This is a genomic window from Paraburkholderia sp. BR10882 (genome assembly GCF_040948855.1).
Classification (GTDB): domain Bacteria; phylum Pseudomonadota; class Gammaproteobacteria; order Burkholderiales; family Burkholderiaceae; genus Paraburkholderia; species Paraburkholderia nodosa_A.
On record NZ_JBFPKP010000035.1, the window covers coordinates 21486 to 47273 of the forward strand.

The 25788-nt window shown below is 65.1% G+C and carries 23 protein-coding genes and 1 pseudogene; 14 read left to right on the plus strand and 10 right to left on the minus strand.

From position 1 onward, the window contains the following. Nucleotides 1-77 precede the first annotated feature (77 nt). Nucleotides 78-1457: an undecaprenyl-phosphate glucose phosphotransferase gene (locus AB3X99_RS39205; RefSeq protein ID WP_069266051.1), complete on the minus strand. Its 1380-nt coding sequence runs from the start codon at nt 1455-1457 to the stop codon at nt 78-80. Between the two features lie 498 nt (nt 1458-1955). Between AB3X99_RS39205 and AB3X99_RS39210 the strand changes: the two genes are divergently transcribed. Further along, the gene (locus tag AB3X99_RS39210; RefSeq protein WP_342947150.1) at nt 1956-3476 is read left to right on the plus strand and encodes a mannose-1-phosphate guanylyltransferase/mannose-6-phosphate isomerase; all 1521 of its coding nucleotides are present in this window, start codon (nt 1956-1958) and stop codon (nt 3474-3476) included. A 59-nt stretch (nt 3477-3535) separates the two neighbouring features. Here the strand turns inward: AB3X99_RS39210 and AB3X99_RS39215 are convergent, their stop codons facing one another. Then, nucleotides 3536-4762, minus strand: coding sequence for a transposase (locus tag AB3X99_RS39215; protein ID WP_342947149.1), 1227 nt, complete (start codon nt 4760-4762; stop codon nt 3536-3538). 707 nt (nt 4763-5469) lie between these two features. Between AB3X99_RS39215 and AB3X99_RS39220 the strand changes: the two genes are divergently transcribed. Together AB3X99_RS39220 and AB3X99_RS39225 are read left to right on the plus strand one after the other, a co-directional pair. Further along, a complete protein-coding gene (locus AB3X99_RS39220) occupies nt 5470-5901 on the plus strand; it encodes a DUF2501 domain-containing protein (protein WP_141710744.1) in 432 nt (143 codons plus the stop codon). A 93-nt stretch (nt 5902-5994) separates the two neighbouring features. After that, nucleotides 5995-6531, plus strand: a complete 537-nt coding sequence (locus tag AB3X99_RS39225; protein ID WP_256094817.1) for a hypothetical protein — start codon at nt 5995-5997, stop codon at nt 6529-6531. A 4-nt stretch (nt 6532-6535) separates the two neighbouring features. Here AB3X99_RS39225 and AB3X99_RS39230 read toward each other — a convergent pair whose 3' ends face one another. Then, complete coding sequence (locus tag AB3X99_RS39230) at nt 6536-7138, minus strand: DUF4337 domain-containing protein (RefSeq protein ID WP_069266055.1); 603 nt, start codon at nt 7136-7138, stop codon at nt 6536-6538. Between the two features lie 365 nt (nt 7139-7503). Between AB3X99_RS39230 and AB3X99_RS39235 the strand changes: the two genes are divergently transcribed. After that, nucleotides 7504-8715, plus strand: coding sequence for a helix-turn-helix transcriptional regulator (locus AB3X99_RS39235; protein WP_368661866.1), 1212 nt, complete (start codon nt 7504-7506; stop codon nt 8713-8715). A gap of 95 nt (nt 8716-8810) precedes the next feature. Here the strand turns inward: AB3X99_RS39235 and AB3X99_RS39240 are convergent, their stop codons facing one another. The 5 genes from AB3X99_RS39240 to AB3X99_RS39260 all read right to left on the minus strand — a co-directional run bounded on the left by AB3X99_RS39240 (nt 8811) and on the right by AB3X99_RS39260 (nt 13747). Continuing rightward, nucleotides 8811-9512, minus strand: coding sequence for an ABC transporter ATP-binding protein (locus AB3X99_RS39240; protein ID WP_069266058.1), 702 nt, complete (start codon nt 9510-9512; stop codon nt 8811-8813). Next, nucleotides 9512-10282 (minus strand): high-affinity branched-chain amino acid ABC transporter ATP-binding protein LivG, encoded by a 771-nt coding sequence (livG, locus tag AB3X99_RS39245; protein ID WP_342947147.1) that lies wholly within the window; start codon nt 10280-10282, stop codon nt 9512-9514. Before livG ends, AB3X99_RS39240 begins: the two co-directional genes overlap by 1 nt. Continuing rightward, a complete protein-coding gene (locus tag AB3X99_RS39250; protein ID WP_342947146.1) occupies nt 10279-11550 on the minus strand; it encodes a high-affinity branched-chain amino acid ABC transporter permease LivM in 1272 nt (423 codons plus the stop codon). The genes livG and AB3X99_RS39250 overlap by 4 nt, the downstream gene beginning before the upstream one ends. 7 nt (nt 11551-11557) lie before the next feature. After that, nucleotides 11558-12484, minus strand: a complete 927-nt coding sequence (livH, locus tag AB3X99_RS39255; protein WP_368661867.1) for a high-affinity branched-chain amino acid ABC transporter permease LivH — start codon at nt 12482-12484, stop codon at nt 11558-11560. Between the two features lie 147 nt (nt 12485-12631). Beyond that, on the minus strand, nt 12632-13747 hold the full coding sequence (locus AB3X99_RS39260; RefSeq protein WP_069266179.1) for a branched-chain amino acid ABC transporter substrate-binding protein: 1116 nt from the start codon (nt 13745-13747) through the stop codon (nt 12632-12634). 1014 nt (nt 13748-14761) lie between these two features. Here AB3X99_RS39260 and AB3X99_RS39265 point away from each other — a divergent pair. The 3 genes from AB3X99_RS39265 to AB3X99_RS39275 all read left to right on the plus strand — a co-directional run bounded on the left by AB3X99_RS39265 (nt 14762) and on the right by AB3X99_RS39275 (nt 17593). After that, nucleotides 14762-15751, plus strand: a complete 990-nt coding sequence (locus AB3X99_RS39265; protein WP_368661868.1) for an ABC transporter substrate-binding protein — start codon at nt 14762-14764, stop codon at nt 15749-15751. Nucleotides 15752-15900: 149 nt separating this feature from the next. Further along, complete coding sequence (locus tag AB3X99_RS39270) at nt 15901-16797, plus strand: ABC transporter permease (RefSeq protein ID WP_368661869.1); 897 nt, start codon at nt 15901-15903, stop codon at nt 16795-16797. Nucleotide 16798: 1 nt separating this feature from the next. Then, complete coding sequence (locus AB3X99_RS39275) at nt 16799-17593, plus strand: ABC transporter ATP-binding protein (protein WP_368661870.1); 795 nt, start codon at nt 16799-16801, stop codon at nt 17591-17593. Nucleotides 17594-17698: 105 nt separating this feature from the next. Here the strand turns inward: AB3X99_RS39275 and AB3X99_RS39280 are convergent, their stop codons facing one another. Continuing rightward, the gene (locus AB3X99_RS39280; RefSeq protein WP_069266065.1) at nt 17699-18100 is read right to left on the minus strand and encodes a PaaI family thioesterase; all 402 of its coding nucleotides are present in this window, start codon (nt 18098-18100) and stop codon (nt 17699-17701) included. Nucleotides 18101-18446: 346 nt separating this feature from the next. On the opposite strand from AB3X99_RS39280, the gene AB3X99_RS39285 reads away from it, so the two are divergent. Continuing rightward, nucleotides 18447-19592: an alanine--glyoxylate aminotransferase family protein gene (locus tag AB3X99_RS39285; RefSeq protein WP_368661874.1), complete on the plus strand. Its 1146-nt coding sequence runs from the start codon at nt 18447-18449 to the stop codon at nt 19590-19592. Between the two features lie 32 nt (nt 19593-19624). On the opposite strand, the gene AB3X99_RS39290 is transcribed toward AB3X99_RS39285, so the two are convergent. Then, nucleotides 19625-20371, minus strand: a complete 747-nt coding sequence (locus AB3X99_RS39290; RefSeq protein ID WP_368606635.1) for a class I SAM-dependent methyltransferase — start codon at nt 20369-20371, stop codon at nt 19625-19627. 197 nt (nt 20372-20568) lie between these two features. Between AB3X99_RS39290 and AB3X99_RS39295 the strand changes: the two genes are divergently transcribed. The 6 genes and pseudogenes from AB3X99_RS39295 to AB3X99_RS39320 form a co-directional block, all read left to right on the plus strand. Next, on the plus strand, nt 20569-21270 hold the full coding sequence (locus AB3X99_RS39295) for an HAD family hydrolase (RefSeq protein ID WP_368661871.1): 702 nt from the start codon (nt 20569-20571) through the stop codon (nt 21268-21270). Nucleotides 21271-21443: 173 nt separating this feature from the next. Then, nucleotides 21444-21908: a MarR family winged helix-turn-helix transcriptional regulator gene (locus tag AB3X99_RS39300; RefSeq protein WP_069266182.1), complete on the plus strand. Its 465-nt coding sequence runs from the start codon at nt 21444-21446 to the stop codon at nt 21906-21908. A gap of 17 nt (nt 21909-21925) precedes the next feature. After that, nucleotides 21926-24064: an FUSC family protein gene (locus AB3X99_RS39305; protein ID WP_368661872.1), complete on the plus strand. Its 2139-nt coding sequence runs from the start codon at nt 21926-21928 to the stop codon at nt 24062-24064. A 37-nt stretch (nt 24065-24101) separates the two neighbouring features. Continuing rightward, complete coding sequence (locus AB3X99_RS39310; RefSeq protein ID WP_342947141.1) at nt 24102-24311, plus strand: DUF1656 domain-containing protein; 210 nt, start codon at nt 24102-24104, stop codon at nt 24309-24311. Between the two features lie 7 nt (nt 24312-24318). After that, nucleotides 24319-25299: an efflux RND transporter periplasmic adaptor subunit gene (locus AB3X99_RS39315; protein ID WP_368661875.1), complete on the plus strand. Its 981-nt coding sequence runs from the start codon at nt 24319-24321 to the stop codon at nt 25297-25299. Beyond that, nucleotides 25296-25788, plus strand: a pseudogene (locus AB3X99_RS39320) (TolC family protein); the annotation flags it as partial. The gene AB3X99_RS39315 and the pseudogene AB3X99_RS39320, both read left to right, overlap by 4 nt.

A 25788-nucleotide genomic window follows, 5' to 3' on the forward strand; every position in this document is an offset into this window, starting at 1 on the left:
GCCCACCTCAAAAGTGATTGATTCTTCATGTCACGCGAAACGTTGCGCACATTTGCATCGCGCGCACTCGCTTCGCCTCAATATGCGTTCTGGCCTGCGAAGCCCTTCCACATGGTCATCGCCACGATGCGCAGGTCGAGCGCGAAGCTCCAGTGCTGCATGTAGTGCAGATCGAAGCGCACGCGGTCGCGCATCTTTTCCACGCGATCGGTTTCGCCGCGAAAGCCGTTGACCTGCGCCCAGCCCGTGATGCCCGGCTTGATGCGATAGCGCGCCATGTAGCCGCGCACGAGGTCCTTGTAGATGTCGTCGTGGGCCAGCGCGTGCGGGCGCGGCCCCACCACCGACATCTCGCCCTTGAGCACGTTGATGAACTGCGGCAGCTCGTCGAGGCTCGTGCGGCGCAGGAACGCGCCCACGCGCGTCACACGCGGATCGTTGCGGCGCGCCTGGGTGATCTGCCCCGCGACTTCCGCATGGACCTTCATCGAGCGGAACTTGTAGATTTCGAACTCGTTGCCATCCAGCCCCTTCCGGCGCTGCTTGAAGAACACCGGGCCCTTCGACGTGAGCTTCACGGCAAGCGCAATCACGGCCAGCAGCGGCGCGAGCGCGACCAGCACGCCGCCCGCGAACACGATGTCGAACACGCGCTTGGGCAGTACGCGCAGATCCGTGACCGGCGAGGCCGCGAGATTGATGGCCGGCACGCCGAGCAGATCGACCACGGGCTGGCTGAAGAACGACAGGCTGCGCACGTCCGGAATGAAGCGAATGTTCACGAAGTCGTTGCGCAAGGCCGTGACGATGCGATGGATCGTGCGCTCCTTGGTGATCGGCAAGGCGAGCCACAGCTCGCGCACTTCGTTCTTGCGCACGAATTCGAGCATCGCCTGCAGGTTGCGCTCCACGGGCACGCCGTCGATTGCGGCGGCGCCATCGGCGTCGCTGTCCTCGTCGAACACGAGCGCCGGGTGAAAGCCCGCTTCCGGGTGAAAGCGCATGTGTTCGATCAGGAAGCGCCCGTAGCGCGGACCGCCCACCACCGCCACGGCCTTCTGGTTGTAGCCCTCGCGGCGAATGCCACGCAGCACCATGTGCACGAGCGCCTTCGAGAGGATCAGGAGCGCCACCGAGGCGACGACCCAGTACGCGAGCCACAGGCGCGAGAGCGAATCGGCGCGGTGCAGGCTGAAGCTCAGCAGGATGCCCGTGCCCTCCACGGCGAGCCAGGCGGCGCACACGCGGGCAAAGAGGGCGTAGAGCGACTTGCCGCGCCACGACTTGTAGATGCCGAATGCCGGGAACATCCAGATCGCGAGCACGCAGTTGAACGCGAGCGCCACGCTCTCCGCGTCGGTGAGCGGCACGAGCTGGCCACGGTGCAAGGCGGCCGCGAGCAGCGCTCCAGCGGCGATGGCGGCAACGTCGAAAATTCTGGCTAGAACGCTGAGCATGTCCGGCACCTCGGGTTTAAAAAATGAATCGCGGCCACGCACTGCAAATCATGGCCGGTCGCTTCAAAAGTTTCTGGGACTGCGTCGCCACAAAAAAACGTCTGGCGTCGCGAATTCTGATCCGAATAAACCCTAATAAGGCGCGATAAAAATTCTGGCCGCAAGCCTTAAAAGTATCTCCAATTGTTTCGGCCCTTGCGGGCCATTTTTTCGCGGCTTTTGTCGGCAAAGATTACCGGAACACACGCCTGCATTGGTTCACAACCCGGTCATTCCGGCAGATTTTTCCTGCCATGACGCCTGAATTTGGGTTCCGACAAGAAATTGCGGCGACCTGCAACGGAATTTTTATTGAATTTTTTATCTGAATTCTGTTGTGACGGAAGCATGATTTAAATTTAATTCGAATATTTTCCGTTTTCTTCTTTACGACTCGATTTATGACGATTTTAAGCATGCTACAAATCGCATCACCGATACCTTTTACAGGAGAGCGAGATGACGGATACGGGTTCCGCTACGGCATCGGCAAAAGCGTCCCAGACGCGTGCCGAAACGCGCAGTGCATTGCAGGTGTGCCCTGTAGTGCTAGCGGGCGGCGCGGGCTCGCGGTTGTGGCCATTGTCGCGCGAGCAATATCCGAAGCAGATGATCAACCTCGTTGGCGAGCAGTCGCTGCTGGCCAACACCGCGGGCCGCCTCGATGCGCTCGCCGAGCGCGTGACGCTCGCAGAGGAATTGCTGATCGTCTGCAATGAAGAACATCGATTCACCACCGCCGACCAGGTTCGCGCGGCGGGCAAGCAGGCGCGTCTGATTCTCGAGCCCGTGGGCCGCGATACGGCGCCCGCGCTCACGATCGCCGCGATGTCGGTGGCGGCAAAGCACGAAGACGGCATTCTCGTGGTGATGCCGGCCGACCATGCGCTTGCCGACCTCGAAGCGTTCCAGAACGCCGTGGCCGAAGGCGTGCGTCATGCCGCGAATGGCCAGATCGTGACGATGGGCATCGTGCCCACGCATCCCGAAGTGGGCTATGGCTACATTCACGTGGGCGAGCCGCTCGCGAATGGCGAACCCAACGGTGCGCGGCGTCTGAACGGTTTCGTCGAAAAGCCCTATTTCGAGCTGGCGCAGCAGTACGTCGCTTCGCAGCGCTACTGGTGGAACAGCGGCATTTTCATCGTGCGCGCATCGACCTGGCTCAAGGCGATTCGCCATTTCCATCCGGCCATCTACGCCGCATGCGCGGAATCGATCGAGAACGGCAAGGCCGACGGCGACTTCTTCCGCGTGGATAGCGAAGCGTTCGCACGTTCGCCTTCGAACTCGATCGACTACGCCGTGATGGAACCGCTCTCCGGCGACCCGACGGTCGCGAGCGGCGTAGTCGTGCCGCTGACGGCAGGCTGGACCGACCTCGGTTCATGGGACACCGTCTGGCAGGTTTCGCCGAAGGACGACGAAGGCAACGTCGCGCACGGCCGCGTGATGTTCGAAGGCGCCAGCGATACCTTCGCGCATTCTGACGGCCGGCTCGTGGCCTGCCTCGGCACGAAGGACCTCGTGGTCGTGGAGACCCCGGACGCCCTGCTCGTCGCCGACCGCTCGCGCGCCCAGGACGTCAAGAAGATCGTGCAGCGCCTGAAGCAGGAACGCCGCACCGAAGCCGTGGCGCACCGCCTCGTGCATCGCCCATGGGGTCACTACGACAGCGTGGACAGCGGCGAGCGCTTCCAGGTCAAGCGGATCGTGGTCGAACCGGGCGCACGTCTCTCGCTGCAGATGCATCACCATCGCGCCGAGCATTGGGTCGTCGTCCGCGGCACAGCGCTCGTCACGCGTGGGGAAGAACGCTTCATCGTTTCGGAGAACGAGTCAGCGTACATCCCCCTTGGCGTGTCGCATCGACTGGAAAATCCGGGCAAGATGCCGCTCGAGATCATCGAGGTGCAGTCGGGCTCGTATCTCGGCGAAGACGATATCGTGCGTCTCGACGATCAGTACGGCAGGCAGTGAAGAAAGCAGTAGCGGCCATGCAGGAAGGCCGCGCGCATCACGCGCGCGGCCTTGCAAGATCAACGCGAGAGCGTGCGGTAGCGCGTTCCGGTCGTGCCATCGGTGCGTCGCTCGGCGGTGCCGGACGACGTCGTATTGGCTTCGCTGCCCGTGAGCAGTGCGCCCGTGGCGGTGTAACGCTGTACCGGCGCTTGCAGCGGCGCGAGGCGCACACTGCCCGGCACGGCCGGAGGCAACGCGCGCGCGGCGGCGGCATTGGACGGATCGCCGCGCGTCACGCCTGGCGCCTGGATGGGCGCGTGCGGTGCGACGTCGGGCAGCGCCGTTTGCGAAGCGCTCGGTGCAGCGCCCTTCGACGCGGCATGTTTGGCCGGATGCGAACCCGGCCACGAAACGCCGGACGCGGACTCAGCGATGCCTTCGCGATCGAGCCATTCACGCGCCCAGTCGAAGGCGAAATTCCTGGCGGATTCGCGATCCTGGAACGGCGGCCCGATCAGGCCCGAGCGCTCGATGCGCTTGCCATCCTTGAGAATTTCCACGGCCCCGCGGAACATGCGGTTGCGCACGGGCTGCACGGTGAGGCTCATCGTATAGCCGCGCCATTCCGCGACCTGCACCACGCCGCCCGCCGGATGCGCGCTGCGATGCGACGCGTCGCGCGGCATCGCGCGAGTCGCAACCGGCTTGCTCACGCGGGAAGGCGAGAACGGTGCGAACGGCGCATCGTTCTGCGAACGCGTCGCACTCGCAACAGTCGTTGCACTCGTTGCGGCCGATACGACAGGCGCGTCGATCGAAACGGGCAATGCCGCTTCGCCGCCCGCGAGCTGACGCATCATGCTTTCCATGGGATCGGCAAGCGGCGCGTCGGCGAGCGCAGCGGGCGCCTGCCAGGCTTCGGGGCTCTTCCAGAACACGGCCGGCTGGCCATCGTCCTCGGCGACTTCCTCGACTGCGACTGCAACGGGTTGCGCATCGGCCTGCGCCGGCTGAGGCACATAAACGAACTTGCGGCCGCGCTGCGAGAGCAGCTCGACCAGCTCGATCAGGGTGCCGCTACTGTGCCATTCCTCAAAACGACGACGGCAGGTAGGCCCGGACGGATAACGCGCGGGCAGACGCGACCACGACTCACCGGTGGTGAGAATCCACAGGACGGCATTGGCCACCACGCGCGGCTCGGCACGAGGGCGGCCGCGCCGGTTGAGCCTGATTGGAGGTTCATCTGACACGAGCGAAGACACCTGCATCCACTCGTCGTCGCTCAGTTCTTCGAAATTCATGCTGTTCTCCACGCAGCCGGACCGGGGCTGCAGTGACGGAGCACTGGCCTGCGGATCTTGTTGCCCGCGTTGGCTAGCTCGGTTGCACCATATGCTTGTATGACGTGTTCATTTGCGTCGCGATGCGCACTCTGGCAGTGCGTTCTTTCACTGTATTGACGCAATACACGTGGTCTCACTCGTGCAAGGGAGAATTGTGCAGGAAGCATACCACCTGAAACCAGCCGATGAGGAGGGCCGTAATAAGTGTTACGGTTCGAAACAATCTCACCCTTGAATAGCCGGAAAGATCGCCAAAAAAAGCCTGAAACGCAGTGTTTTACAGCGCAGATACACTTGTAACAGGTTCAATCGTTGCGTAGCTGGCACACGATCCCCGCCCTACGCAATTCCGAACGCATGCATACCACTTAAGACACATCCGCCTCGATGAACGCCAGGTTTGCTCCTGCAGCGTTATCGTTGTGCCCGCAACAAATGACATGGCGATGAAAACATCAGATGCATCATGAAACGTTCACGGCGAGTCCCGGCGGTCGCACCTCGCAGCGGTTGCACCGCCGCCAACCGAACGCTCGTGCGGCGTCACGTAGCGAAGCCGGCTAAACGAATCCGTCTATAGTAAGGGCGCACTGAACCACCACGGAGATTCGTGTATGCAAACGTCTGTTCCGGGCGTCGCCACGCCGCGCATCGCCACGGCGTTGATGGCCACCATGACCCTGGCGCTGCTCGCCCCCTGGGGCGCCGCACAGGCGCAGCTCGGCAACCTGCTCAACCAGGGCGGCAGCAACAGCGGTTCGGCACAGGGCGCGCTCGGCAATCTGGGCGGCCTCGGCAACTCGCTTTCGGCACCCTCGCTCACCTCGAACAGTCTCGGCAATGTCACCGGCGTGCTGCAGTACTGCATCAAGAACAATTACCTGAACGCCGACGCCGCGAGCAACGTGAAGGATTCGCTGCTCGGCAAGCTGCCCGGCGGCGCGAACACGACGGATAGCGGCTATACGCAGGGCACGAGCGGCATCCTCACGGCCGGCAACGGACAGAAGCTCGACCTCACGGGCGGCGGCCTCAAGGAGGAGGCCACGAAGCAGGTCTGCGACAAGATCCTGAGCCAGGCGAAGTCAATGCTCTAGCCGCCCCCATCCAGCATGAAGATGTGCGCGGGCGCACGGCCCGCGCAATTTATGTGCCGTAAGCTTTGAACACGAACGAAGTCCGGCTGTCGAATGGAGTCATCCGGTCTTCTCTCGGCATTGCTGCTCGTAGCTATGACCAAGCACTACACTCCCGTGATATTCGCGCTCCCGGCCGCCACGCTGCGGAGCGCGCTGAGCGGCCTTGCCGCTTTTGCCGCCCTGCTGGTCCCGGTGGCCGCGCATGCGCAAGCCACGCAATCCGCCACACACGACCAGCAGTTCGACTGCAAGTCCGATCCTCACACATTCATTTCGTCGCTGATTGACGAAAAATCCATCGAGCCCGAGCCGAGCCGCGTCGAAGCGAATTCGGTCAACGCGTTCAGCCCGGTGCGCGGCAGCCGCCTGAGCGCGTTCGGCTTCCCCATTTACGTGGTGCTCGGCTACGACCGCGACGACACGCTCTTCAAGCGCGGCGCCGGCAAGGAAATCACCTCGCCGCTCTACGGTGTGGTCGTGTCCGCGCCTGCGGAGAAGGTGCGCTCACGCGTGCGCGAGACCAACAGCGACGCCACCGTGCAATCGGTCGTGCCGCTGCTGCTCACGGCGATCGTGTGCGGCGGGTGAGCGCTCAGCCGCCGAAGAACGCCAACGCGCCCAGCCCCACCCCGACGATCGCGACGCCCACCGACGTATTGAGTAGCCAGCGCCGCCGCGTAAGCAGCGTAATCGCCGTGAGCGCGATCGAGATCTGGATGAGCGTCGTGGCCTGCGCCCAGCGATGATGGCCATGCAGCACGTGCTCGCTGAGCGCATCGTCCTGCTCGACGATTTTTTCGAGCGCCTCCGCCTTGGCGCGGATCGGCTCCTTTTGCTGGCGATAACGGTCGGCGTCGGCGGCAAAGCGCTTCTGCGCAGCGTCCGAATTCGGCGCTAGCGCGGAGAGTTGCGCGCCCAGTTCCGCGAGGTTCTGCTTCTCGCCCTTCGCCTGATAGTAAGCCCATTGATTCGCGGCTTCGGTCTTGCGGATCGCCGCTTCGTTCTTGTAGTAGAGCGCCTGGTTCTCGCTGTTGCCGCTCTGGTAGGCAAAGATCGCTCCAATCGAAGCGAGGATGGCCGTCATCACCGCCATGCGGCCCGGGAACGGATCGCCCTCGCCGTGGCCGCCATGGCCCGCCGCGGCGTGTTCGACCGCGTGGTCGTGCGGTCCATGCACTTCGTACTCTTCAGACATCCAAAGACTCTCCGCTTTCTCTGACTTTCACTGACGCGCACCGCCTTTTCCCCGTGCGGCGCGCCTGTTTGGACGCTCAATTATCGTGAGCGCGACGCGCTTGTCCAGTACCCGCAATGCATCGGATGTAACGAAACCCGAAATCTCTTCTGACGAAAGCGAATCGTAGGTTTGATCGTCTATTCATTCAGAATAGGTACCCCGGGATGTTGCAGTGCATCCCCTCCCGCCCGCCGTTTGCAAACGTGGATTCAAGCCCTGAGCGCCCCCTTGCGTCGTTGCAGTGCCACATGGCCCTGTATGCAGCCTCGTGCGGCCTGCCCTGAGGCCTTCTGCCGTCGATAATTTCCAGCCTGGAGACCATCATGGGGCCCATCACGGCCGCACACGCCGCGGCTATCGATACTGTGGCACACAGCGCGCGCGCGCGGTACGGCGAGCCCGATGATACCGGCGGCCTGATCGACGCGATCTACGATGCCGGCTTTGACGCGCAACGCTGGCCGGATGTGTGTGCGCGCATCGCGCAACGCATCGGCGCGCAACACGTCAATCTCACCATGCTGCCGCCCGAAAGCACGTTCTCGCTCGCCGAGTGGGACGGCATCGACGCTTCGTTTGCCCAATCGTACGCGCAGCACTACGGCGGCTTCGATCCGCTCGTGCCGCAGGTGCGCCGCTGGGCCGCCGGCACGCTCGTCACTGACACGATGATCCACTCGCAGGGGAGCCTGCAACGCAGCGCCTTCGTGCAGGAGTGGGTGCGCCCGCAGCGCTTCTACACGGTGGCCTTCGCCAACGTGCTGCGTGAAGGCGATATGGCCGCCGTGCTCGGCGCGCTGCGCCATGAAACACGCTTCTATAGCGAAGACGAACTGGACGCGCTGCGCACGCTGCTGCCACATCTGCGCAATGCCTTGCGCGTGCAGCGGCACACGGCGCGCACCCTCGCCTCGCGCGATCAAAGCGCGAATGCCCCCGCGGACGCACTCGACGCGCTCGCGCATGGCGTCCTGATCGTCGACGCCGATGCGCACATCGTGTTCGCGAATCGCGCCGCCACGGCGCAGCTCGCGCGCGCAAACGGGCTGCGCACCGAACACGCCGTGCTCAGCGCCGCCACGGCTGCCGCCACCCAGCAGTTGCGCTCGCTGATCGCGCGAGCCGCGGGGCGCGACGTGCGCGGGCGCAGCGGCGGCGCGATGCTGATCGCCCGCCAGCTGCCCGACGAACCGCTGCAGGCGCTCATTTCGCCGCTAGGCGAGCACCGTCACGCCGACTATTTCGCCCACGGCTCGCGCGCCGGCACGGCCATGCTCATCGTGATCGATCCGCAATCGTCGCGGCGCGGCGTGGAAACGCGTCTTATCGCGCTGTTTGGACTCACGCCCGCGGAAGCGCGCGTGGCCTGCGAGGTCGGCAAGGGCCTCAACCCTAAGGACGTGGCCGAAGTGCTGCAGGTGCTGCCCTCGACGGTGCGCACGCATCTGCATCACGTGTTCGCGAAAACCACCACGCGCCGCCAGGCCGAGCTGATGCGTCTGATCGCGCAGCTTGCGATTGCACGCGGCGATTGATTCGACATTTCGTCGACGCAAAAGAAGCGGCCCGCGCATCCCGCGTTCGACGAACGCGGATGGCGCGGGCCGCAGTGCGGTCTTGTCCGCGACGATCAACCGCCCAGGTAGGCCCGCTTGATGTTGTCGTTGGCGAGCAGATTGTCGGCGCTATCGGCGAGCACGACGCGTCCGGTTTCCAGCACATAGCCGCGATCGGCCACGTGCAGCGCCTTGTTCGCATTCTGCTCGACGAGGAACACCGTCACGCCCTCTTCGCGAATCGTGCGGATGATGTCGAAGATCTGCGCGATCACGAGCGGCGCGAGGCCGAGCGTGGGCTCGTCGAGCAGCAGCAAACGCGGCTTGCTCATGAGCGCGCGGCCAATGGCGAGCATCTGCTGCTCGCCGCCCGACATCGTGCCCGCGCGCTGCTTCGCACGCTGGTTCAGGCGCGGGAACAGCTTGAACACGTGCTCGATGCCCGCATCGATCTCGTGCTGCGAGGCGAAGAAGCCGCCCATCTGCAGATTGTCGAGCACCGTGAGGCTCGGGAAGACGCGGCGGCCTTCCGGCGAAATCGCCATGCCCTTGCGCATGATCTCGTGCGTGGGCATGCGCGTGATGTCCTCGCCTTCGAACGTCACTTTCCCCGCGGATGCGCGCGGCGTGCCGCACACGGTCATCATGAGCGTGGTCTTGCCGGCGCCGTTGCTGCCGATCAGCGTGACGATCTCGCCCTTGTTCACTTCGATCGACACGCCCGCCAGCGCTTGCACCGCGCCGTAGTGGGTATGGACCTTTTCCAGCTTCAGCATCAGTCCTCTCCGAGATAGGCCTTGATCACGCGCGGGTCGTTGCGCACTTCGTCGGGTTTGCCGATCATGATCGGCTTGCCGTGCTCCATCACCAGGATGCGGTCCGACACGCCCATCACGAGGCTCATGTCGTGCTCGATCAGGAGTACGGAGATTCCGAACTCGTTGCGCAGGCCGTCCACCATCTGCTGCAGCTCGACCTTTTCCTGCGGGTTCAAGCCTGCCGCGGGTTCGTCGAGCATCAGAAGACGCGGATCGGTGATCATGCAGCGCGCGATTTCGAGCCGGCGCTGATGGCCGTACGACAGCGTGCCCGCTTCGCGATTCGCGACCTGCTTCAGGCCCACGCGCTCGAGCCAGTACGCAGCACGCTCGAGCGCGGCGCGTTCGGCGCGGCGATAGGCGGGCGTCGCGAACAGGCCGCTCAGCATGTTGCGGTTGACCTTCAGGTGCTGGGCGACCATGAGGTTTTCCAGCACCGTCAACTGTTTGAAGAGGCGAATGTTCTGGAACGTGCGCACGAGGCCGCGGCGCGCGACCTGGTGGCTTGGCTGGCCAGTGATGGCGTGGCCTTCGAGCACGATGGCGCCCGCGGTGGGCTTGTAGAAGCCGCCCACGCAGTTGAACACCGTGGTCTTGCCCGCGCCGTTCGGCCCGATGATCGCAAAGACTTCGTCCGGACGCACGTCGAAGTCGATGCCGTCCACGGCCAGCAGACCGCCGAAGCGCATCTGCAAGCCGGCTACTTTCAACAACGCTTGTGCGCTCATTGCGGCAACTCCACGTGCGGACGGCTCGCGGGCAACAGGCCCTGCGGACGCCACATCATCATCAGCACCATCACCAGACCGAAGATCAGCATGCGGTATTCGGCAAAGCCGCGCGCCACTTCGGGCAGCACCGTGAGCAGGATCGCGGCGAGCACCACGCCCAGCTGCGAGCCCATGCCGCCCAGCACCACCACGGCGAGAATCAGCGCGGACTCGATGAAGGTGAACGACTCGGGCGTGACGAGCCCCTGGCGCGCCGCGAAGAACGCACCGGCGAGACCCGCGAACGACGCGCCCAGCGTGAACGCCGAGAGCTTGATGCGCGTGGGGTTCAGGCCCAGCGAGCGGCACGCGATCTCGTCTTCGCGCAGCGCTTCCCAGGCGCGGCCCATGGGCATGCGCAGCAGGCGGCTCGTGACGAACAGCGTGAACGCCACCAGCACGAGCGCGAGCAGGTACAGGAAGATCACCATGTGCTCGCCGCTGTACTCGATGCCGATCAACTCGTTGAACGTCTTCGCGCCTTCCACGCTCGCGTGGCGGGCCATTTCGAAGCCGAACACGGTGGGCTTGGGAATGCTGGAGATGCCGTCCGGGCCGCCCGTGATGCTCGTGAGATTGTTGAGCAAGAGGCGGATGATCTCGCCGAAGCCGAGCGTGACGATGGCGAGATAGTCGCCGCGCAGGCGCAGCACCGGGAAGCCGAGCACGAAGCCGAAGGTGGCCGCGGCAAGCGCGGCGAGCGGCAGGCATTCCCAGAACGTGAAGCCGAAGTACTGGTTGAGCAGCGCATACGTGTAGCCGCCCACTGCGTAGAAGCCCACGTAGCCGAGGTCGAGCAGACCCGCGAAGCCCACCACGATATTGAGGCCGAGGCCGAGAATCACGTAGATGAGCGCGAGCGTCGCCACATCGATCGCGCCGCGCGAACCGAGAAACGGGAACACCGCGCCGAACGCGAGCAGCACCCAGATCGCCACGCGCTGCTGACGCGCGCCGAGCGCGGGGGCCCGGGGCAAGCGCACGTGACTCGTGGCGCGCACGAACATCGGCTTGACGAGCTGGAACACGAACACCACGGCGGCCGCGATCCACACCGGGCGCCAGTGCTGCTGCAGCACGACCTGATAGCCATCCAGCGTGAGTTGCAGGCCCAGGATGGGGGCCGTGAGGATGATGGTCGCCACGGCGGCGGCGAGCGCGCCTTTCACCGTTTGCGACGAGGACGGGCCAACTGCTGCCACGCGAACCGAAACAGTCTGACTCATTTCGACCTCACACCTTTTCGACGTCCGGCTTGCCGAGCAGGCCGGTGGGACGGAAGAGCAGCACGAGCACGAGCAGGCCGAAGGCCACGACGTCCTTGTACTCCGCAGGCATGTAGCCCGACGCGAAGGTTTCGGCGAGACCGAGCAGCACGCCGCCGAGCATCGCGCCCGGAATGCTGCCGATGCCGCCCAGCACCGCGGCCGTGAACGCCTTGATGCCCGCGATGAAGCCGATATACGGATTGAGCTTGCCGATCGTGAGACCGATCAGCACGCCGCCCACCGCCGCGAGCATGGCGCCGAGCACGAAGGTGAACGAGATCACGCGGTTCGTGTCGATGCCGAGCAGGTTCGCCATCTTCATGTCTTCCGCGCAGGCGCGGCACGCGCGGCCCATGCGCGAGCGCGAGATGAAGAGCGTAAGCGCGATCATCAGCACGAGCGTCACGCCGACGATCAGCATGCGCGAGTACGGAACCGTCACTTCGAAGTTGCCGCCCATGTTGAAGTCGAGCGCGCCGGAAATGAGCATCGGCACGGACACGTCGCGCGCGCCCTGCCCGATCTGCACGTAGTTCTGCAGGAAGATCGACATGCCGATGGCGGAGATGAGCGGCACGAGGCGCGGCCCGCCGCGCAGCGGCCGGTACGCCACGCGCTCGACCGCGAATCCGTAGAGCCCGGTGACCACCACCGAGATGATGAGCGCCGCGCCCAGCACGAGCGGCAGCGGATAACCCGCCGAGGTGCCGATGGCCGTGAGCGTGACGAGGCCCACATAGGCGCCGATCATGTAAATCTCGCCGTGAGCGAAGTTGATCATGCCGATGATGCCGTAGACCATCGTGTAGCCGATCGCGATCAGCGCATAGATCGCACCCAGCGTGAGCCCGTTGACGAGCTGCTGGGTGAACTGAGGAAGAAAATCATTCATGCGTAAGCCCCGCGGCCGTGAAGCCGATGAGAGACCTGTGGAGAGACCTTTGGAACCGTACCAACCCTTTTTTAGTTGCGCGCACAACCGCTATGAAAACGCCCCGTCCACGAGAAGGTGGGGCGTTGGCAGCGTGCAGCGCCGGGATCAGTTCGCAGCGGTCTTGGTGGCGTCCTTGTGCCACGTGTAGACGACGAAGCGGAACGACTTCAGGTCGCCCTGTGCGTCGTATTCGACCTTGCCGATCGGCGTGTTGAAGGCGTTCTTGTGCAGGTAGGCCGCGACCTTGGTCGGGTCCGTGCTCTTCGCGCCGGCGATGCCGTCGGCGATCACTTCGACTGCCGCGTACGACGGCATCTGGAACGGGCCGTTGGCGTCGCGCCTGGCGTCGGCGAAGGCCTTCACGAGCTTGGCGTTGGCAGGGTCCGAAGCGAAGTCGGCCGGCAGCGTGACGAGCATGCCTTCCGAAGCCGGGCCGGCGATGGCCGTCACGTCCTTGTTGCCCACGCCTTCCGGACCCATGAACGTGGCCTTCACGCCCTGTTCACGCGACTGGCGCATGAGCAGGCCCATTTCCGGGTGGTAGCCGCCGAAGTAGACGAAGTCCACGCCCTGCGACTTGAGCTTCGTGACGACTGCCGAGTAGTCCGAATCGCCGGCGTTGATGCCTTCGAACACGACGACAGGAATGTGCGCCTTGTCGAGCGCGGCCTTGACCGAGGTGGCGATGCCCTGGCCGTACGACTGCTTGTCGTGCAGGATCGCGACCTTCTTCGGCTTGACCTTGTTGATGATGTAGGCGGCGGCAGCCGGACCTTGCTGGTCGTCGCGGCCGATGGTGCGGAAGATGAACTGGCGCTTCTTGCCTTCGGTCAGCTGCGGCGCGGTGGCCGACGGCGTGACCATCACGACGCCTTCGTTCTCGTAGATGTCCGAAGCGGGAATCGTCGAGCCCGAGCAGACGTGGCCGACCACGTACTGGATGTGCTGCGAAACGATCTTGTTGGCGACGGCGACAGCCTGCTTCGGCTCGCACGAGTCATCCATCAGGACGGCTTCGAGCTTGTTGCCGTTCACACCGCCGGCGGCGTTGATCTGCTCGATCGCAGTCAGCGCGCCCGCCTTGACCATGTCGCCGTACTGGGCGACCGGGCCGCTGAACGGGCCGGCAATGGCGATCTTCACGGTGTCGGCGTTTGCGCTTGCACCAAAGGCGAGCAGCGCGGCGGCCACGGAAACGGAGGTAAGGCGGGACAACGACATCATCAGGAGCTCCTCGATTGTTTTCGGGTCAACCGGTCAGACGGAATGACCTGCGCAAACGAACAGCGCCCCAATGATCTTCAATGGGGAACAACCACGACGAGCACCAGAGAAAAAAGACGTGACGGGGCCCGGCGTGTATCAGCGCCCTGGTAGGCGACTGAGTTCGGAGAGACTGCTGAGTTACAGACTCTGTTGCGCAAGCATTCCGCCTGCCCCGTTCGCTGCAATTCGTACCGGAAAGGTGGACCGGCCTGAATCAGCGACCGGCGGATGCTATCAATAATCCCATTTCACCGCAACCAGGGGTTTTTTCGGATATCGAGTTGAGCTTTGAAATCGGTCAATAGAGGGGCATGTCGGAAAGCGCTTGAAAACGCTCGTGAAAATAGTCTTTCGGGCGGACGGCGGGCTAGTCACCGGGCTGCGATGACCGACTGGCGGGGATGTATGGAATTCCTGCATTTCTTGATTTTTACGCGCTGTCGATTGTTATTTTAATTCCAATGAAATCTGATCGACGAATGGCATCTTGCAATAACTTTAAAAGTTAATCTTTTATCGCGATAAAAGCGTCGATCCCATAATCGATCAATCGGGATTACCCTAAATGCAAAATGCGCCAAATCATTGATTTCAAAGAACAAATATTACGAAATCCTTAAAATTGAAGTTCTATATTCGCTGAACTGGCACCATAAATCTCACACCACCCTACTTTTCCGCCTTCCACTATGGAACCGCGAAAGCTTTCGTTAAAGCGCGAATTTTTCTCATAATCGAATCGAGTGAGTTCGAATTAATCCGCGCGACACCGTGGCGCGCCCGCCTCACTGGCTCGGCACCGCGTTCCAGCCCCGCAAGAGACGGTGGTATCCTCGCTCCCTCGCCGCGCCCGCATGCACCACTACGGCGCATGCCGCGTGCTCTCGCGCCGCGCGTGAAGCCGGCGACGCCACACCGTGCAGATCCGAAAAAACCGCAAGAACCCAGCACTGGGGGAGATCAAACAGAATGAAGACCTTCAAGCAGGCAGCCGCTGCCGCCACCCTTTCCCTGCTCGCCGGCGCCGCCGCACTCGCACTGACTTCGGCCGCCGCACGCGCCGCCGAAACCGCGACCGTGGAAGTGCTGTCGATCGTCGATCATCCCGCGCTCGACGCGATCCGCGACGGCGTGCGCGACGAACTCAAGGTCGCGGGCTACGACGCCGGCAAGAACCTCAAGTGGGAATACCAGAGCGCGCAGGGCAACACGGGCACCGCCGCACAGATCGCGCGCAAGTTCGTCGGCGACAACCCGAGCGCGATCGTGGCCATCGCGACGCCGTCGGCGCAAGCCGTTGTGGCCGCAACGAAGTCCGTACCCGTGGTGTACTCGGGCGTGACCGATCCGGTGGCCGCACAGCTCGTCAAGACGTGGACGCCCAGCGGCACGAACGTGACCGGCGTGTCCGACAAGCTGCCGCTCGACAAGCAGGTCGCGCTCATCAAGCGCGTCGTGCCCAATGCGAAGACCGTCGGCATGGTCTATAACCCCGGCGAAGCGAATTCGGTCGTCGTCGTGAAGGCGCTCAAGGCACTGCTCGCGCAACAGGGCATGACGCTCAAGGAAGCCGCCGCGCCGCGCACCGTGGACATCGGCCCCGCAGCGAAGAGCCTGATCGGCAAGGTCGACGTGATCTACACGAACACCGACAACAACGTCGTTTCGGCCTACGAAGCGCTCGTGAAGGTCGCCAACGACGCGAAGATCCCGCTCGTCGCCTCCGATACGGACAGCGTGAAGCGCGGCGCCATCGCGGCGCTCGGCATCGACTACAGCGACCTCGGCCACCAGACGGGCAAGGTCGTCGTGCGTATTCTCAAGGGCGAGAAGCCCGGCACGATCGCCTCGGAAACCAGCAGCCAGCTGCAACTGTTCGTGAACCCGGCCGCCGCGCAAAAGCAGGGCGTGACGCTCTCGGCCGACCTGCTCAAGGACGCGACCACGGTCGTGAAGTAAGGCGCAGGCATGGCGCATCACACGCAGCCGCACTGCCTGGCCCGATAACGGCCACTTACACGCGCAACGGCGCGCCGCCCCATCCGGGCGGTGCGCCGCGCGTCGACTCCGGCGCACCGCCGCCGCAGACCGCAACAGGATCCTTCCCCATGTCCCTCTACTCGCTTCTGGGCGCGCTCGAGATCGGCCTGATCTTCAGTCTCGTGGCCCTCGGGGTGCTGATCTCGTTTCGCATCCTCAACTTCCCCGACCTCACCGTCGACGGCAGCTTCCCGCTGGGCGGCGCCGTCGCCGCCACGCTGATCGCGGCCGGTCACGATCCGTTTCTCGCCACCGCCTGGGCGGTCGTCGCTGGCGCCATCGCCGGCTTCATCACCGGCTGGCTCAACGTGCGCCTGAAGATCATGGATCTGCTCGCGAGCATCCTGATGATGATCGCGCTCTATTCGATCAACCTGCGCGTGATGGGCGCGCCGAACGTGCCGCTCATTTCCGAATCGACGGTATTCACGCTCATCCAGCCCGCCTGGCTGCCCGACTACGTGCTGCGCCCGCTCGCGCTCCTCGTCGTCGTACTGGCCGCGAAGTTCGGCGTGGACTGGTTCTTCTCGTCGCAATACGGCCTCGCGCTGCGCGCGACGGGCGCGAACCCGCGCATGGCGCGCGCACAGGGCATCGCCACGGGCCGCGCGACGCTCGCCGGCATGGCGCTCTCCAACGCGCTCGTCGCGTTGGCCGGCGCGCTCTTCGCGCAAACCCAGGGCGGCTCGGACATTTCGATGGGCATCGGCACCATCGTGATCGGGCTTGCGGCCGTGATCATCGGCGAGAGCATCCTGCCCGCGCGCCGGCTCATGCTGACCACGCTCGCCGCCGTGCTCGGCGCGATTCTTTATCGCTTCTTCATTGCGCTCGCGCTCAACAGCGACTTCATCGGCCTCAAGGCGCAGGACCTGAATCTCGTTACTGCAGTGCTCGTGACGATCGCGCTCGTGCTGCCCGCCACGCGCAAGAAGCTGTTTGGCCGCAAGAACGGGAGGGCATGAGATGCTCAGCGCCAAAGACCTCAAACTGACTTTCAACCCCGGCACGCCGATCGAAACGCGCGCGCTGCGCGGCCTCACGCTCGACATCCCGAGCGGCCAGTTCGTGGCCGTGATCGGCTCGAACGGCGCGGGCAAGTCCACCTTCCTCAACGCGATCAGCGGCGACCAGAGGGTGGATGGCGGCACGATTACCATCGACGGCCAGGACGTCACGAAGAAACAGGCATGGGACCGCGCGCATCTCGTCGCGCGCGTGTTCCAGGACCCGATGGCCGGCACCTGCGAGGCGCTCACCATCGAAGAGAACATGGCGCTCGCGATGGCGCGCGGCAAGCGCCGCGGCTTCGGCTCCGCGCTGAAAAAGCAGCATCGCAAGCTGTTCCGCGCGAAGCTGCGCCTCCTGAATCTGGGCCTCGAAAATCGCCTGTCCGATCGCATCGGCCTGCTTTCGGGCGGCCAACGCCAGGCGGTGAGTCTGCTGATGGCGTCGCTGCAGCCTTCGCGCATCCTGCTGCTCGACGAGCACACGGCGGCGCTCGATCCGAAAACGGCTGCATTCGTGCTGGAGCTGACCGCACGGATCGTGGAAGAGGCCAAGCTCACGACCATGATGGTCACGCATAGCATGCGCCAGGCGCTCGACTACGGACAACGCACGGTGATGCTGCACCAGGGGCAGGTTGTGCTCGACGTCTCGGGCGATGCGCGCCGCGGCCTCGACGTGCCGGACCTCCTGCGCATGTTCGAGCAGACCCGCCACGAGAAGCTCGACGACGACGCGCTGCTGCTGGGGTAAGTGTCCACGCCCAGCGTTAAAAAGCCCGCCCTTCAATCGAAGCGGCGGCCTTTTGCTTTTCAGCGAAATTATTTCGGATACCGATTCAAATGGGCGGCGTTTCGGTCATGCCTTCTTCGGATACGAATACTTGAAGGTCCCCTGCGCACTCGCGATCAGCAAACGATCGTCCACCCACGCCTCGGCGCGCGCAAAGAAGATCGAACGGCCGCCGCGCTCCAGAAACCCCTTCGCGCGCACGAACTGACCAAGCCCCTTGTCGAGGTAGTTGGTCGTGAGCGAGAGGGTGAAGCCATGACGCGGCGGGTCGCCGACCGGCGCGAAGAGTCCCGCGTAGCCGGCGGCAGCGTCGAGCAGCGTGGCAATCGCGCCGCCTTGCAGCACGCCCTGGCGATTGAGCTTCGAGGCGTCGATGGGCATCACGAGCTCCGCGTAGCCCTCGCGCCACTGCGCGACGCTCACGCCGAGCGTTTCAAGAAACGGGTTGTCCACGGCGAATTGCGACATACGCGGTCTTCCTTGCATTATCGGGCGATGCGATTGATTATAGGGTGGCTGCCGCAATGCCGCAGCGGGCCGCTGCGCCGCCCGTACGACTGTTCAGCGAAATTCCGCGCAACTGTACATGGTCAGCGCTGCCGCGCCACACAACACTGCCTGATGGCGCGCCAATCGCGCGCGTCTCACGCAACTCCCTTCAAGGTAAAACCAGGTACTCAAGATGAACGACAACGCGCTCCACCCCGACCCGCTGGCCACTTCGCGCACAGCGGCGGCAGCGGCCGAGGCCGCGCCCGTGCCTTGCCCCAGCGTCGAAACGCTCGACCGCATCCTGCCCGAGGAGCCGCTCCTCATGATGGGTGCGGGCCCCGTGCCGATTCCCGACGCCGTGGCCAAGGCCAATACCGTCGTCATCAATCACCTCGGCGACACCATGGCGCGCGTCATTCACCAGGTGAAGACGATGGCGCGCTACGTGTTCCAGACGCGTTCGAACTGGGTGCTCGGTGTGGCCGGCCCCGGCTCGGCGGCCATGGAAATGGCGATCTCGAACCTCGCGTGGCCGGGCACGCGCGTGCTCTCCATCGTCAACGGCTTCTTCAGCCAGCGCATGGCCGAAATGGCGGGCCGCGTGGGCGCCGAGGTCACCACGCTCGACGTCGCCGACCGCCAAATCGCCTCGCTCGAAGCCGTGGCGCAAGCCATCGAGCGCACGCGCCCGGCCGTCGTTACGATCGTGCACGGCGAAACCTCCAATACGGTATGGAACCGCGAGCTCAAGGAAATCGTGCAACTCGCCAAAGCCGCCGGCACGCTCGTGGTGGTGGACGCCGTCTGCACGCTGAGCACCATGCCGCTCGAAATGGACGCCTGGGGCATCGACGTCGTCATCACGGGCGGCCAGAAGGGCCTCTCTTCGATCCCTGGCGTTTCGCTCATCGCCTTTTCGGACGCCGCCTGGGAGCGCGTGCGTACGCGCACCGCACCGAACACGCACTGGTGCCTCGACGCCATACTCGCCGAAAACTTCTGGCACAACGCCGGCTATCACTACACAGCGCCCGTCTCGGGCGTGCTGGCGCTGCACGAAGCATTGCGCCTCGTGTGCACGGAAACGCTCGAAAAGCGTTTTGCGCGCCACCTGCGCTGCTCGCTCGCGCTGCAAAGCGGCGTGAGCGAGCTGGGTCTCGCGCTCTATACGCCGCAAACGTGCCGCCTGAATTCCGTGGTCGGCATCGGGCTGCCCGAGGGCGTCACCGCCCGCGAGGTGTGCAATCACATCTCGCAGCAATACCAGGTGGAGATTGCCGGATCGTTCGGTCTCCCGATCGTTCGCATCGGGCAGATGGGCGAACAGTGCCGCGAGCACAACCTCTTTCGCACCGTGCATGCGCTTGGTCGCACGATGAGCGATCTCGGCGTGAAGGTCGATCTGCCCGCCGGAGTTGCCGCGCTCGAAGAATCGCTTTCGGCCGGCTCGCGCGAAGCGCGGCGCTAAGCGCTTGCGGCGCCATGGCGCCGCTCGACCAGTCAAACGCGCCGTGCGCGCACACAGATGAACGCCGGGGCCTGTGCCAGTTCCGCGTGCAGCGCCGGCGACACCGCCTTCATTTCCGGTTGTGGCATGGGTTCGAGCACGCGGTCGATGGCCCAGCCCGCTTCCATGAGCGCGTTGAAGATATCGGCAAGCGGGCGCCTGAACGCTTCCACCCACGGCTTCGGCTCGCCGAAGCCGCCCCAATGCAGGCCGAATCGCGTCGTCTCGAAGTAGGTGCGCGAACCGCGCGTGCGCGTGTCGATCCAGTCGCGCATGGGATGCGACATCGAAAACACCAGCAGTGCGCCGGGGCGCGCCACGCGGTGAAACTCCTGAAATGTCGGCGCGAGGTGCTCGACGTAGTCGAGGGCCAGCGAGCACACGATGCGGTCGACCGAGCCACTCGCGAGCCAGTCGAGCGGCCGACCGAGATCGCCCTGCGCGATGTCGACCGCGAGGCCTGCGCAGCGCGCCTTCGCCAGTTGGACCATCGCGGGCGTGACGTCGAAGGCCTGCACCCGTGCGCCCTCGCCCGCCAGCTCCGCGCTCACGATGCCGGGCCCGCAGCCCGCGTCGAGCACGTCGAGCCCCGCTACCGCGCCTAGCAGCGAGCGTGTGGCGGGCCGTTCGTAGAGCGCGTTGTGCGGCTTGACCGGGGCCTGCTCGGCGTAGCGGTCGGCGAATTGTGTGTAGCTGGCGCGGCCGGGGAGTTCGTTGGGGGTCTTTTCGTCGGTGGACATCAGAGCGGTGGGGTAGCGATTGGGTACGCTATTGTCCATCGTTTCGCACGGGCCGACCAACGCCGCGCCCTGCACGGCTTGCCCGAGAGAAAGCCACGCAAACGCGACCCCGGTTATCATCGCGCTCTTGCGTGCGCGATCCCGATGCGCGCCGCATGACGCAACCGCAGGCAACTGAAAGCAACCGCAGGCAAACGATGTCCCCCATCCCCTTCGACGCCATCCCCTTCGACGCCATCCTCTTCGACTGCGACGGCGTGCTCGTCGACTCAGAACGCATTACGCACGTGGTGCTCACGCAGATGCTGGGCGAACTCGGCTGGACACTCACGGTGGACGAAGCCATGCGCATCTTCGTCGGTAAGGCCGTGAAAGACGAGGCCGCGCGCATCGAAGCGCATACGGGGTTCGCGATTACCGACGCCTGGCTCGAAGGTTTTCGCGCGCGCCGCAACGACGCGCTAGAGCGCGACCTCGTCGAGATTCCGGGCGCGCCCGCCGCCGTGCGCGCGGTGCACGCGGCAATGAACGGGCGCATCGCCGTCGCCTCGGGTGCGGACCGGCGCAAGGTCGAGCTGCAGCTGCGCAAGGTGAACCTGCTCGACTGCTTCGCAGGCCACATCTATAGCGGCCACGAAACGCCGCGCAGCAAGCCGCATCCCGATGTCTATCTCGCGGCGGCGGCCGGCCTCGGCGTGCAGGCCGCCCGCTGCGCCGTCATCGAGGACACGGTCACGGGCGCGCGCGCGGGCCTCGCCGCGGGCGCCACGGTGTTCGGCTTCAGCCCGCCCGAGCCCGGCCACAGCAGCGCTCAGGCGCTGCTCGAGGCGGGCGTCGCACACGTATTCACCGACATGGTGCAGCTTCCCGCCCTGCTTTCCCGCTGGTCAAATAGTTAAGCGCGTACGAAACAACGCCAAAAAAGCCGTGCGCCTCGCGCACTGTTGGCCGTACGCATCACCCCGCATCAGATAGAAAGCAGGCCGCCGACGAGTCGCATACCATCCGATTCGTGGCGCTGCGAAAGAAAAAGATAGTTTGCTATCGAATCGCTTTGGGCTATGATCCGCCGATGTCGAATCTTCATACTTTACGCCTTGCGGTCAGCAGCACGCTCGTCGTGGCGGCACGCAAATGGCGGCGCACGACGCACGGCGCCCTCACCGCATACAACGTCTCCGAGGCGTGCGCCGCGCCGCTGCTCACTGCCGGGCGCCTTGGCGAAGCCGTGCGCCAGGTGACGCTTGCGGAGCACGTGGGCATCGAAGGCCCTTCGCTCGTGCGCCTGCTCGACCAGCTGTGCGCCGCGGGCCTCGTGCGCCGCGACGAAGACCCCGACGACCGCCGCGCAAAAACGATCTCGCTCACGAGCGAAGGCCGCGCCGTGACCGAGCGCATGGAGGACGAGCTGCGCTCGCTGCGAGCCCGCGTGCTCAAAGGCGTGAGCCGCGCCGACCTCGAAGCGACGCTGCGCGTGCTCAACGCGTTCAACGCCGTTCCCCCCGCAGACCAGGCTGACCGGCCCTTACACGACTGAAAGCAGAAAGCGGACTCATGACCTACCCCTCCATCCGCGACTGGCTCTTTTCGGTCAAGACCTTCGCCGCGTCGATGCTGGCGCTCTATATCGCGCTCAAGTTTCAGCTGCCGCGCCCCTATTGGGCGATGGCCAGTGTGTACATCGTCTCGAACCCGTTCGTCGGCGCCACGCGCTCGAAGGCACTGTACCGCGCGCTGGGCACCGCGCTCGGCGCGGCCGCCGCCGTCGCGCTCGTGCCGCCCTTCGTCGAAACGCCGCTGCTCTTCAGCGCGATCGTCGCGACCTGGACGGGAACGCTGCTCTATCTGGCGATCTCCGACCGCACCGCGCGCAGTTACGTGTTCATGCTCGCGGGCTACACGATGCCGCTCATCGCGCTGCCCACCGTGAGCGATCCCACCACGGTGTTCGACGTGGCGATCGCGCGTACGCAGGAAATTACGGTCGGCATCATTTGCGCGAGCGTGGTGGGCAGCAACATCCTGCCTAGCCGCCTCGCGCCCACACTCATCGAGCGCGCCGACGCGTGGTTCCGCGACGCCGCCTGGTACGGCCGCGAAACGCTCTCGGGCCATATTGCGGGCAAGGCGCTTTCGGCGTGCCGTCAACGTCTCGCCGCCACGGTCAATCAGCTCGAATTCCTGCTGAGCCAGTTGAGCTACGACCACACGCACCCCGAGATCCTCGAGCGCGCCGAGTCGCTGCGCGGGCGCATGCAGCTTTTTCTGCCGATGATCTCCGCGCTCGCCGACCCGCTCGTCGCGCTGCGCCGCGATCTGCACGTGTGGCCGGAGGGCCTCGACAGCCTGCTCGCCGACGCGGCGCGCTGGTTCGACGAACCGCTGCCCACGCGCGCCGCCGAAATGCACGACGACGCGGGCGACCCGACCGCAGAGGATCTGCGCAAGCGCATCGCGACGCTGCAGCCCGCGCGCGACGCGCTCTCGAGCTGGGAAGGCGCGCTGCTCTCGAACGCGCTCTGGCGGCTCGGCCAGGTGATCGACGTGTGGCAGGACTGCCGCGCGCTGCGCGCGCTCATCGCGCACGAAGCGAAAATCGGCTCGTGGCGGCCGCGCTATCGCCATTGGCGCCTTGGGGGCACCGAACGCTTCTACGATCGCGGCCTCATGGTGTTTTCGTGCCTCGTGCCGGTGAGCGCGATTCTCGTGGCCTGCTGGCTGTGGGTCAGCTCGGGCTGGCACGACGGCGCGGGCGCGGTAACGCTCGCGGCCGTGGCCTGCTGCTTCTTTGCGGCATCCGACGAGCCCGCGCCGCTGGTGTTCCGCTTCTTCCTCGCTACCGCGGCGAGCGTGGTGTTCGCGGGCCTCTATCTGTTTGTCGCGCTGCCCAAGGTGCACGACTTCGCGATGCTCGTGCTGCTGTTCGCGGGCCCGTTCATCCTGATCGGCACGCTCATTCCGCGCCCGGCCTTCAACATGGTGACGATGCTCGTGGCCGTGAACACGGCCACCTTCATCAGCGTGCAGAGTGCTTACGAGTCGGACTTCTTCGTCTTCCTGAACAGCAATATTGCCGGTGTGGCGGGCCTGCTGTTCGCCTACCTGTGGACGCGCGTCACGCGCCCGTTCGGCGCCGAACTCGCGGCGCGGCGCCTCCTGCGCTCGAGCTGGAGCGACGTCGCGCTCTCGGCATCGCCCACGCCTATCGCGGACCAGCGCAACCTCACGTCACGCATGGTCGATCGCCTCATGCAGCTCATTCCGCGTCTCGCGGCTTCCGACGAGCACCGCCATCCGTCGATCGAGAGCTTCCGCGACCTGCGTATCGCGCTCAATTCGCTCGATTTGCGCCGCTCGCGCCACAAGCTCGACGGCGACGTGCCCGACGCGATCGACCGCGTGCTCGCGGGCGTGAGCGACCACTATGCGCGCTGCGCGCGAGCGAGCGAGCGCCAGGACGCCCCGTCGGCGCTGCTCTCCAGCATCGACGACGCCATGCGCCGCGTGGCGGCCCGCGCGCGCGCGCAACTGCCGCCGGCCACCCTTGCCGACGCCGATGCCCAGCCCGCGCCGCGCGCGCTCGTCTCGCAGCGCTGGCTGCGCGACACGCTGCACGCGCTGGTGGGCCTGCGCATCGCGCTCTATCCGGCCCTTGCGGCACAATCGCCTTCCAACCCGGAGGCCGCGGCATGAGCGCGCGTCCCTCTCATCCTTTTTCGAAACTCGCATCATGATCGGCGAAATCGATATCTTTGGCGTGTTCGTGCCCGCCGTGCTCGTGCTGATGCTGATCGCGTACCTCGTCAATGTCGTGATCGGCAAGGTGCTCACGCGCGTCGGCTTTTACCGCCTCGTGTGGCATCGTTCCATTTTCGATCTCGGCATCTATGTCTTCGTGCTGGCTGCCGTCATCATCGTGTCGCATCGCTTCGTGAATTAACGTGAACGTGAAAAAAACCTGGTTCTCCGCAGGACAGATCCTGCTGACGCTCATCGTCGTCGTGGTCGCCGCCCTCGTGCTGTGGCGCATCGTCAACTACTACATGTTCTCGCCGTGGACGCGCGACGGCCGCGTGCGCGCCGACGCGATCCAGGTCGCGCCCGACGTGGGCGGACTCATCACCCGCGTCGACGTCGTCGACAACCAGCAGGTCAAGCAAGGCCAGGTGCTGTTCGTGATCGACCAGGCGCGCTACTCGCTCGCGCTGCGCCTCGCGCAGGCCGCGCTCGAGCAGCGCAAGGCCACGCTCGCCCAGGCGAAGCGCGAATACGCGCGCAATATCGGGCTCGGCAATCTCGTGGCGGCGGAAACGCTGGAGGAAAGCCGCACGCGCGTCGATCAGGGCGAAGCCGCGGCCGCCGACGCCCAGGTCCAGGTCGACACCGCCAGGCTCAATCTTCAGCGCACGACGATCGTGAGCCCCGTGGACGGCTATTTGAACGACCGCGCGCCGCGGGCTGGCGAATACGTCACGGCAGGCCGCGCGGTGGTCGCCGTCGTGGACATGCATTCGTTCCGCGTGGATGGCTATTTCGAGGAAACGCGCCTGCACGGCATTCAGATCGGCCAACCCGTGGAGATCACGGTGATGGGCGAGACGCGCCCGCTGCGTGGTCATGTGCAGAGCATCGTCGCGGCGATCGAGGACCGCGACCGCCAGGCGGCGCCGAACCTGCTGCCCAACGTGAATCCGGCGTTCAGCTGGGTGCGTCTCGCGCAGCGTATTCCGGTGCGCGTGGCGCTCGACGAAGTGCCCGCCGATTTCCGCATGATCGCGGGCCGAACGGCAACCGTGGCCGTGCGCACGGAAGCGAACAACGACCGCCAGGCCGCCCACGCGAACAACGCAAGCGGCGCCGTCGCTTCGCAGCCCGCCATGAATGCGAGCGCCCCCGCCGCTTCCCAGGCTGCCGGAGCTTCGCAATGACACGCCGTAGTCTCTGGCGCCGCCGCTTGTCGCCCAACGTCTGGCCCAACCTCGCGCTCGCGCCGCTCACGCTCGCGCTGGGCGCGTGCATCACGCTCGGTCCCAACTATCACGTGCCGCAGGAAGCCGTGGTCAATGCGCCGCTCGCGCAAGGGCCGATCGACGGCGCGGACCATGCGCCCGTCTCGCAACTGGGCGTGCCCGCCAACTGGTGGCAGCTTTACGACGACCCCACGCTCAACGAACTCGTGCAGGAAGCGCTGAAGTCGAACACCGACCTGCGCGTGGCGGCGGCGAATCTCGCGCGCTCGCGTGCGGCGGTCGACATCGCCAATGCACAGGGCGGCTTCTCGGGCACCGCGCACGCCACCGCCGAGCGCGCGCAGGTGTCGGGCGAGCAGTACCTCCTGTTCGAAAAGGTGCCTGTCGCGACGCTGGGCGACCTCGGCGTCAACATCTCGTATGAATTCGACCTGTTCGGCAAGCTCC

Bases quoted from the DNA above. Each gene is read 5' to 3' on its own strand.
- AB3X99_RS39205 (WP_069266051.1), bottom strand. From the start codon at position 1,457: ATGCTCAGCGTTCTAGCCAGAATTTTCGACGTTGCCGCCATCGCCGCT.
- AB3X99_RS39210 (WP_342947150.1), top strand. From the start codon at position 1,956: ATGACGGATACGGGTTCCGCTACGGCATCGGCAAAAGCGTCCCAGACG.
- AB3X99_RS39215 (WP_342947149.1), bottom strand. From the start codon at position 4,762: ATGAATTTCGAAGAACTGAGCGACGACGAGTGGATGCAGGTGTCTTCG.
- AB3X99_RS39220 (WP_141710744.1), top strand. From the start codon at position 5,470: ATGGCCACCATGACCCTGGCGCTGCTCGCCCCCTGGGGCGCCGCACAG.
- AB3X99_RS39225 (WP_256094817.1), top strand. From the start codon at position 5,995: ATGGAGTCATCCGGTCTTCTCTCGGCATTGCTGCTCGTAGCTATGACC.
- AB3X99_RS39230 (WP_069266055.1), bottom strand. From the start codon at position 7,138: ATGTCTGAAGAGTACGAAGTGCATGGACCGCACGACCACGCGGTCGAA.
- AB3X99_RS39235 (WP_368661866.1), top strand. From the start codon at position 7,504: ATGGGGCCCATCACGGCCGCACACGCCGCGGCTATCGATACTGTGGCA.
- AB3X99_RS39240 (WP_069266058.1), bottom strand. From the start codon at position 9,512: ATGCTGAAGCTGGAAAAGGTCCATACCCACTACGGCGCGGTGCAAGCG.
- livG (WP_342947147.1), bottom strand. From the start codon at position 10,282: ATGAGCGCACAAGCGTTGTTGAAAGTAGCCGGCTTGCAGATGCGCTTC.
- AB3X99_RS39250 (WP_342947146.1), bottom strand. From the start codon at position 11,550: ATGAGTCAGACTGTTTCGGTTCGCGTGGCAGCAGTTGGCCCGTCCTCG.
- livH (WP_368661867.1), bottom strand. From the start codon at position 12,484: ATGAATGATTTTCTTCCTCAGTTCACCCAGCAGCTCGTCAACGGGCTC.
- AB3X99_RS39260 (WP_069266179.1), bottom strand. From the start codon at position 13,747: ATGTCGTTGTCCCGCCTTACCTCCGTTTCCGTGGCCGCCGCGCTGCTC.
- AB3X99_RS39265 (WP_368661868.1), top strand. From the start codon at position 14,762: ATGAAGACCTTCAAGCAGGCAGCCGCTGCCGCCACCCTTTCCCTGCTC.
- AB3X99_RS39270 (WP_368661869.1), top strand. From the start codon at position 15,901: ATGTCCCTCTACTCGCTTCTGGGCGCGCTCGAGATCGGCCTGATCTTC.
- AB3X99_RS39275 (WP_368661870.1), top strand. From the start codon at position 16,799: ATGCTCAGCGCCAAAGACCTCAAACTGACTTTCAACCCCGGCACGCCG.
- AB3X99_RS39280 (WP_069266065.1), bottom strand. From the start codon at position 18,100: ATGTCGCAATTCGCCGTGGACAACCCGTTTCTTGAAACGCTCGGCGTG.
- AB3X99_RS39285 (WP_368661874.1), top strand. From the start codon at position 18,447: ATGATGGGTGCGGGCCCCGTGCCGATTCCCGACGCCGTGGCCAAGGCC.
- AB3X99_RS39290 (WP_368606635.1), bottom strand. From the start codon at position 20,371: ATGTCCACCGACGAAAAGACCCCCAACGAACTCCCCGGCCGCGCCAGC.
- AB3X99_RS39295 (WP_368661871.1), top strand. From the start codon at position 20,569: ATGTCCCCCATCCCCTTCGACGCCATCCCCTTCGACGCCATCCTCTTC.
- AB3X99_RS39300 (WP_069266182.1), top strand. From the start codon at position 21,444: ATGTCGAATCTTCATACTTTACGCCTTGCGGTCAGCAGCACGCTCGTC.
- AB3X99_RS39305 (WP_368661872.1), top strand. From the start codon at position 21,926: ATGACCTACCCCTCCATCCGCGACTGGCTCTTTTCGGTCAAGACCTTC.
- AB3X99_RS39310 (WP_342947141.1), top strand. From the start codon at position 24,102: ATGATCGGCGAAATCGATATCTTTGGCGTGTTCGTGCCCGCCGTGCTC.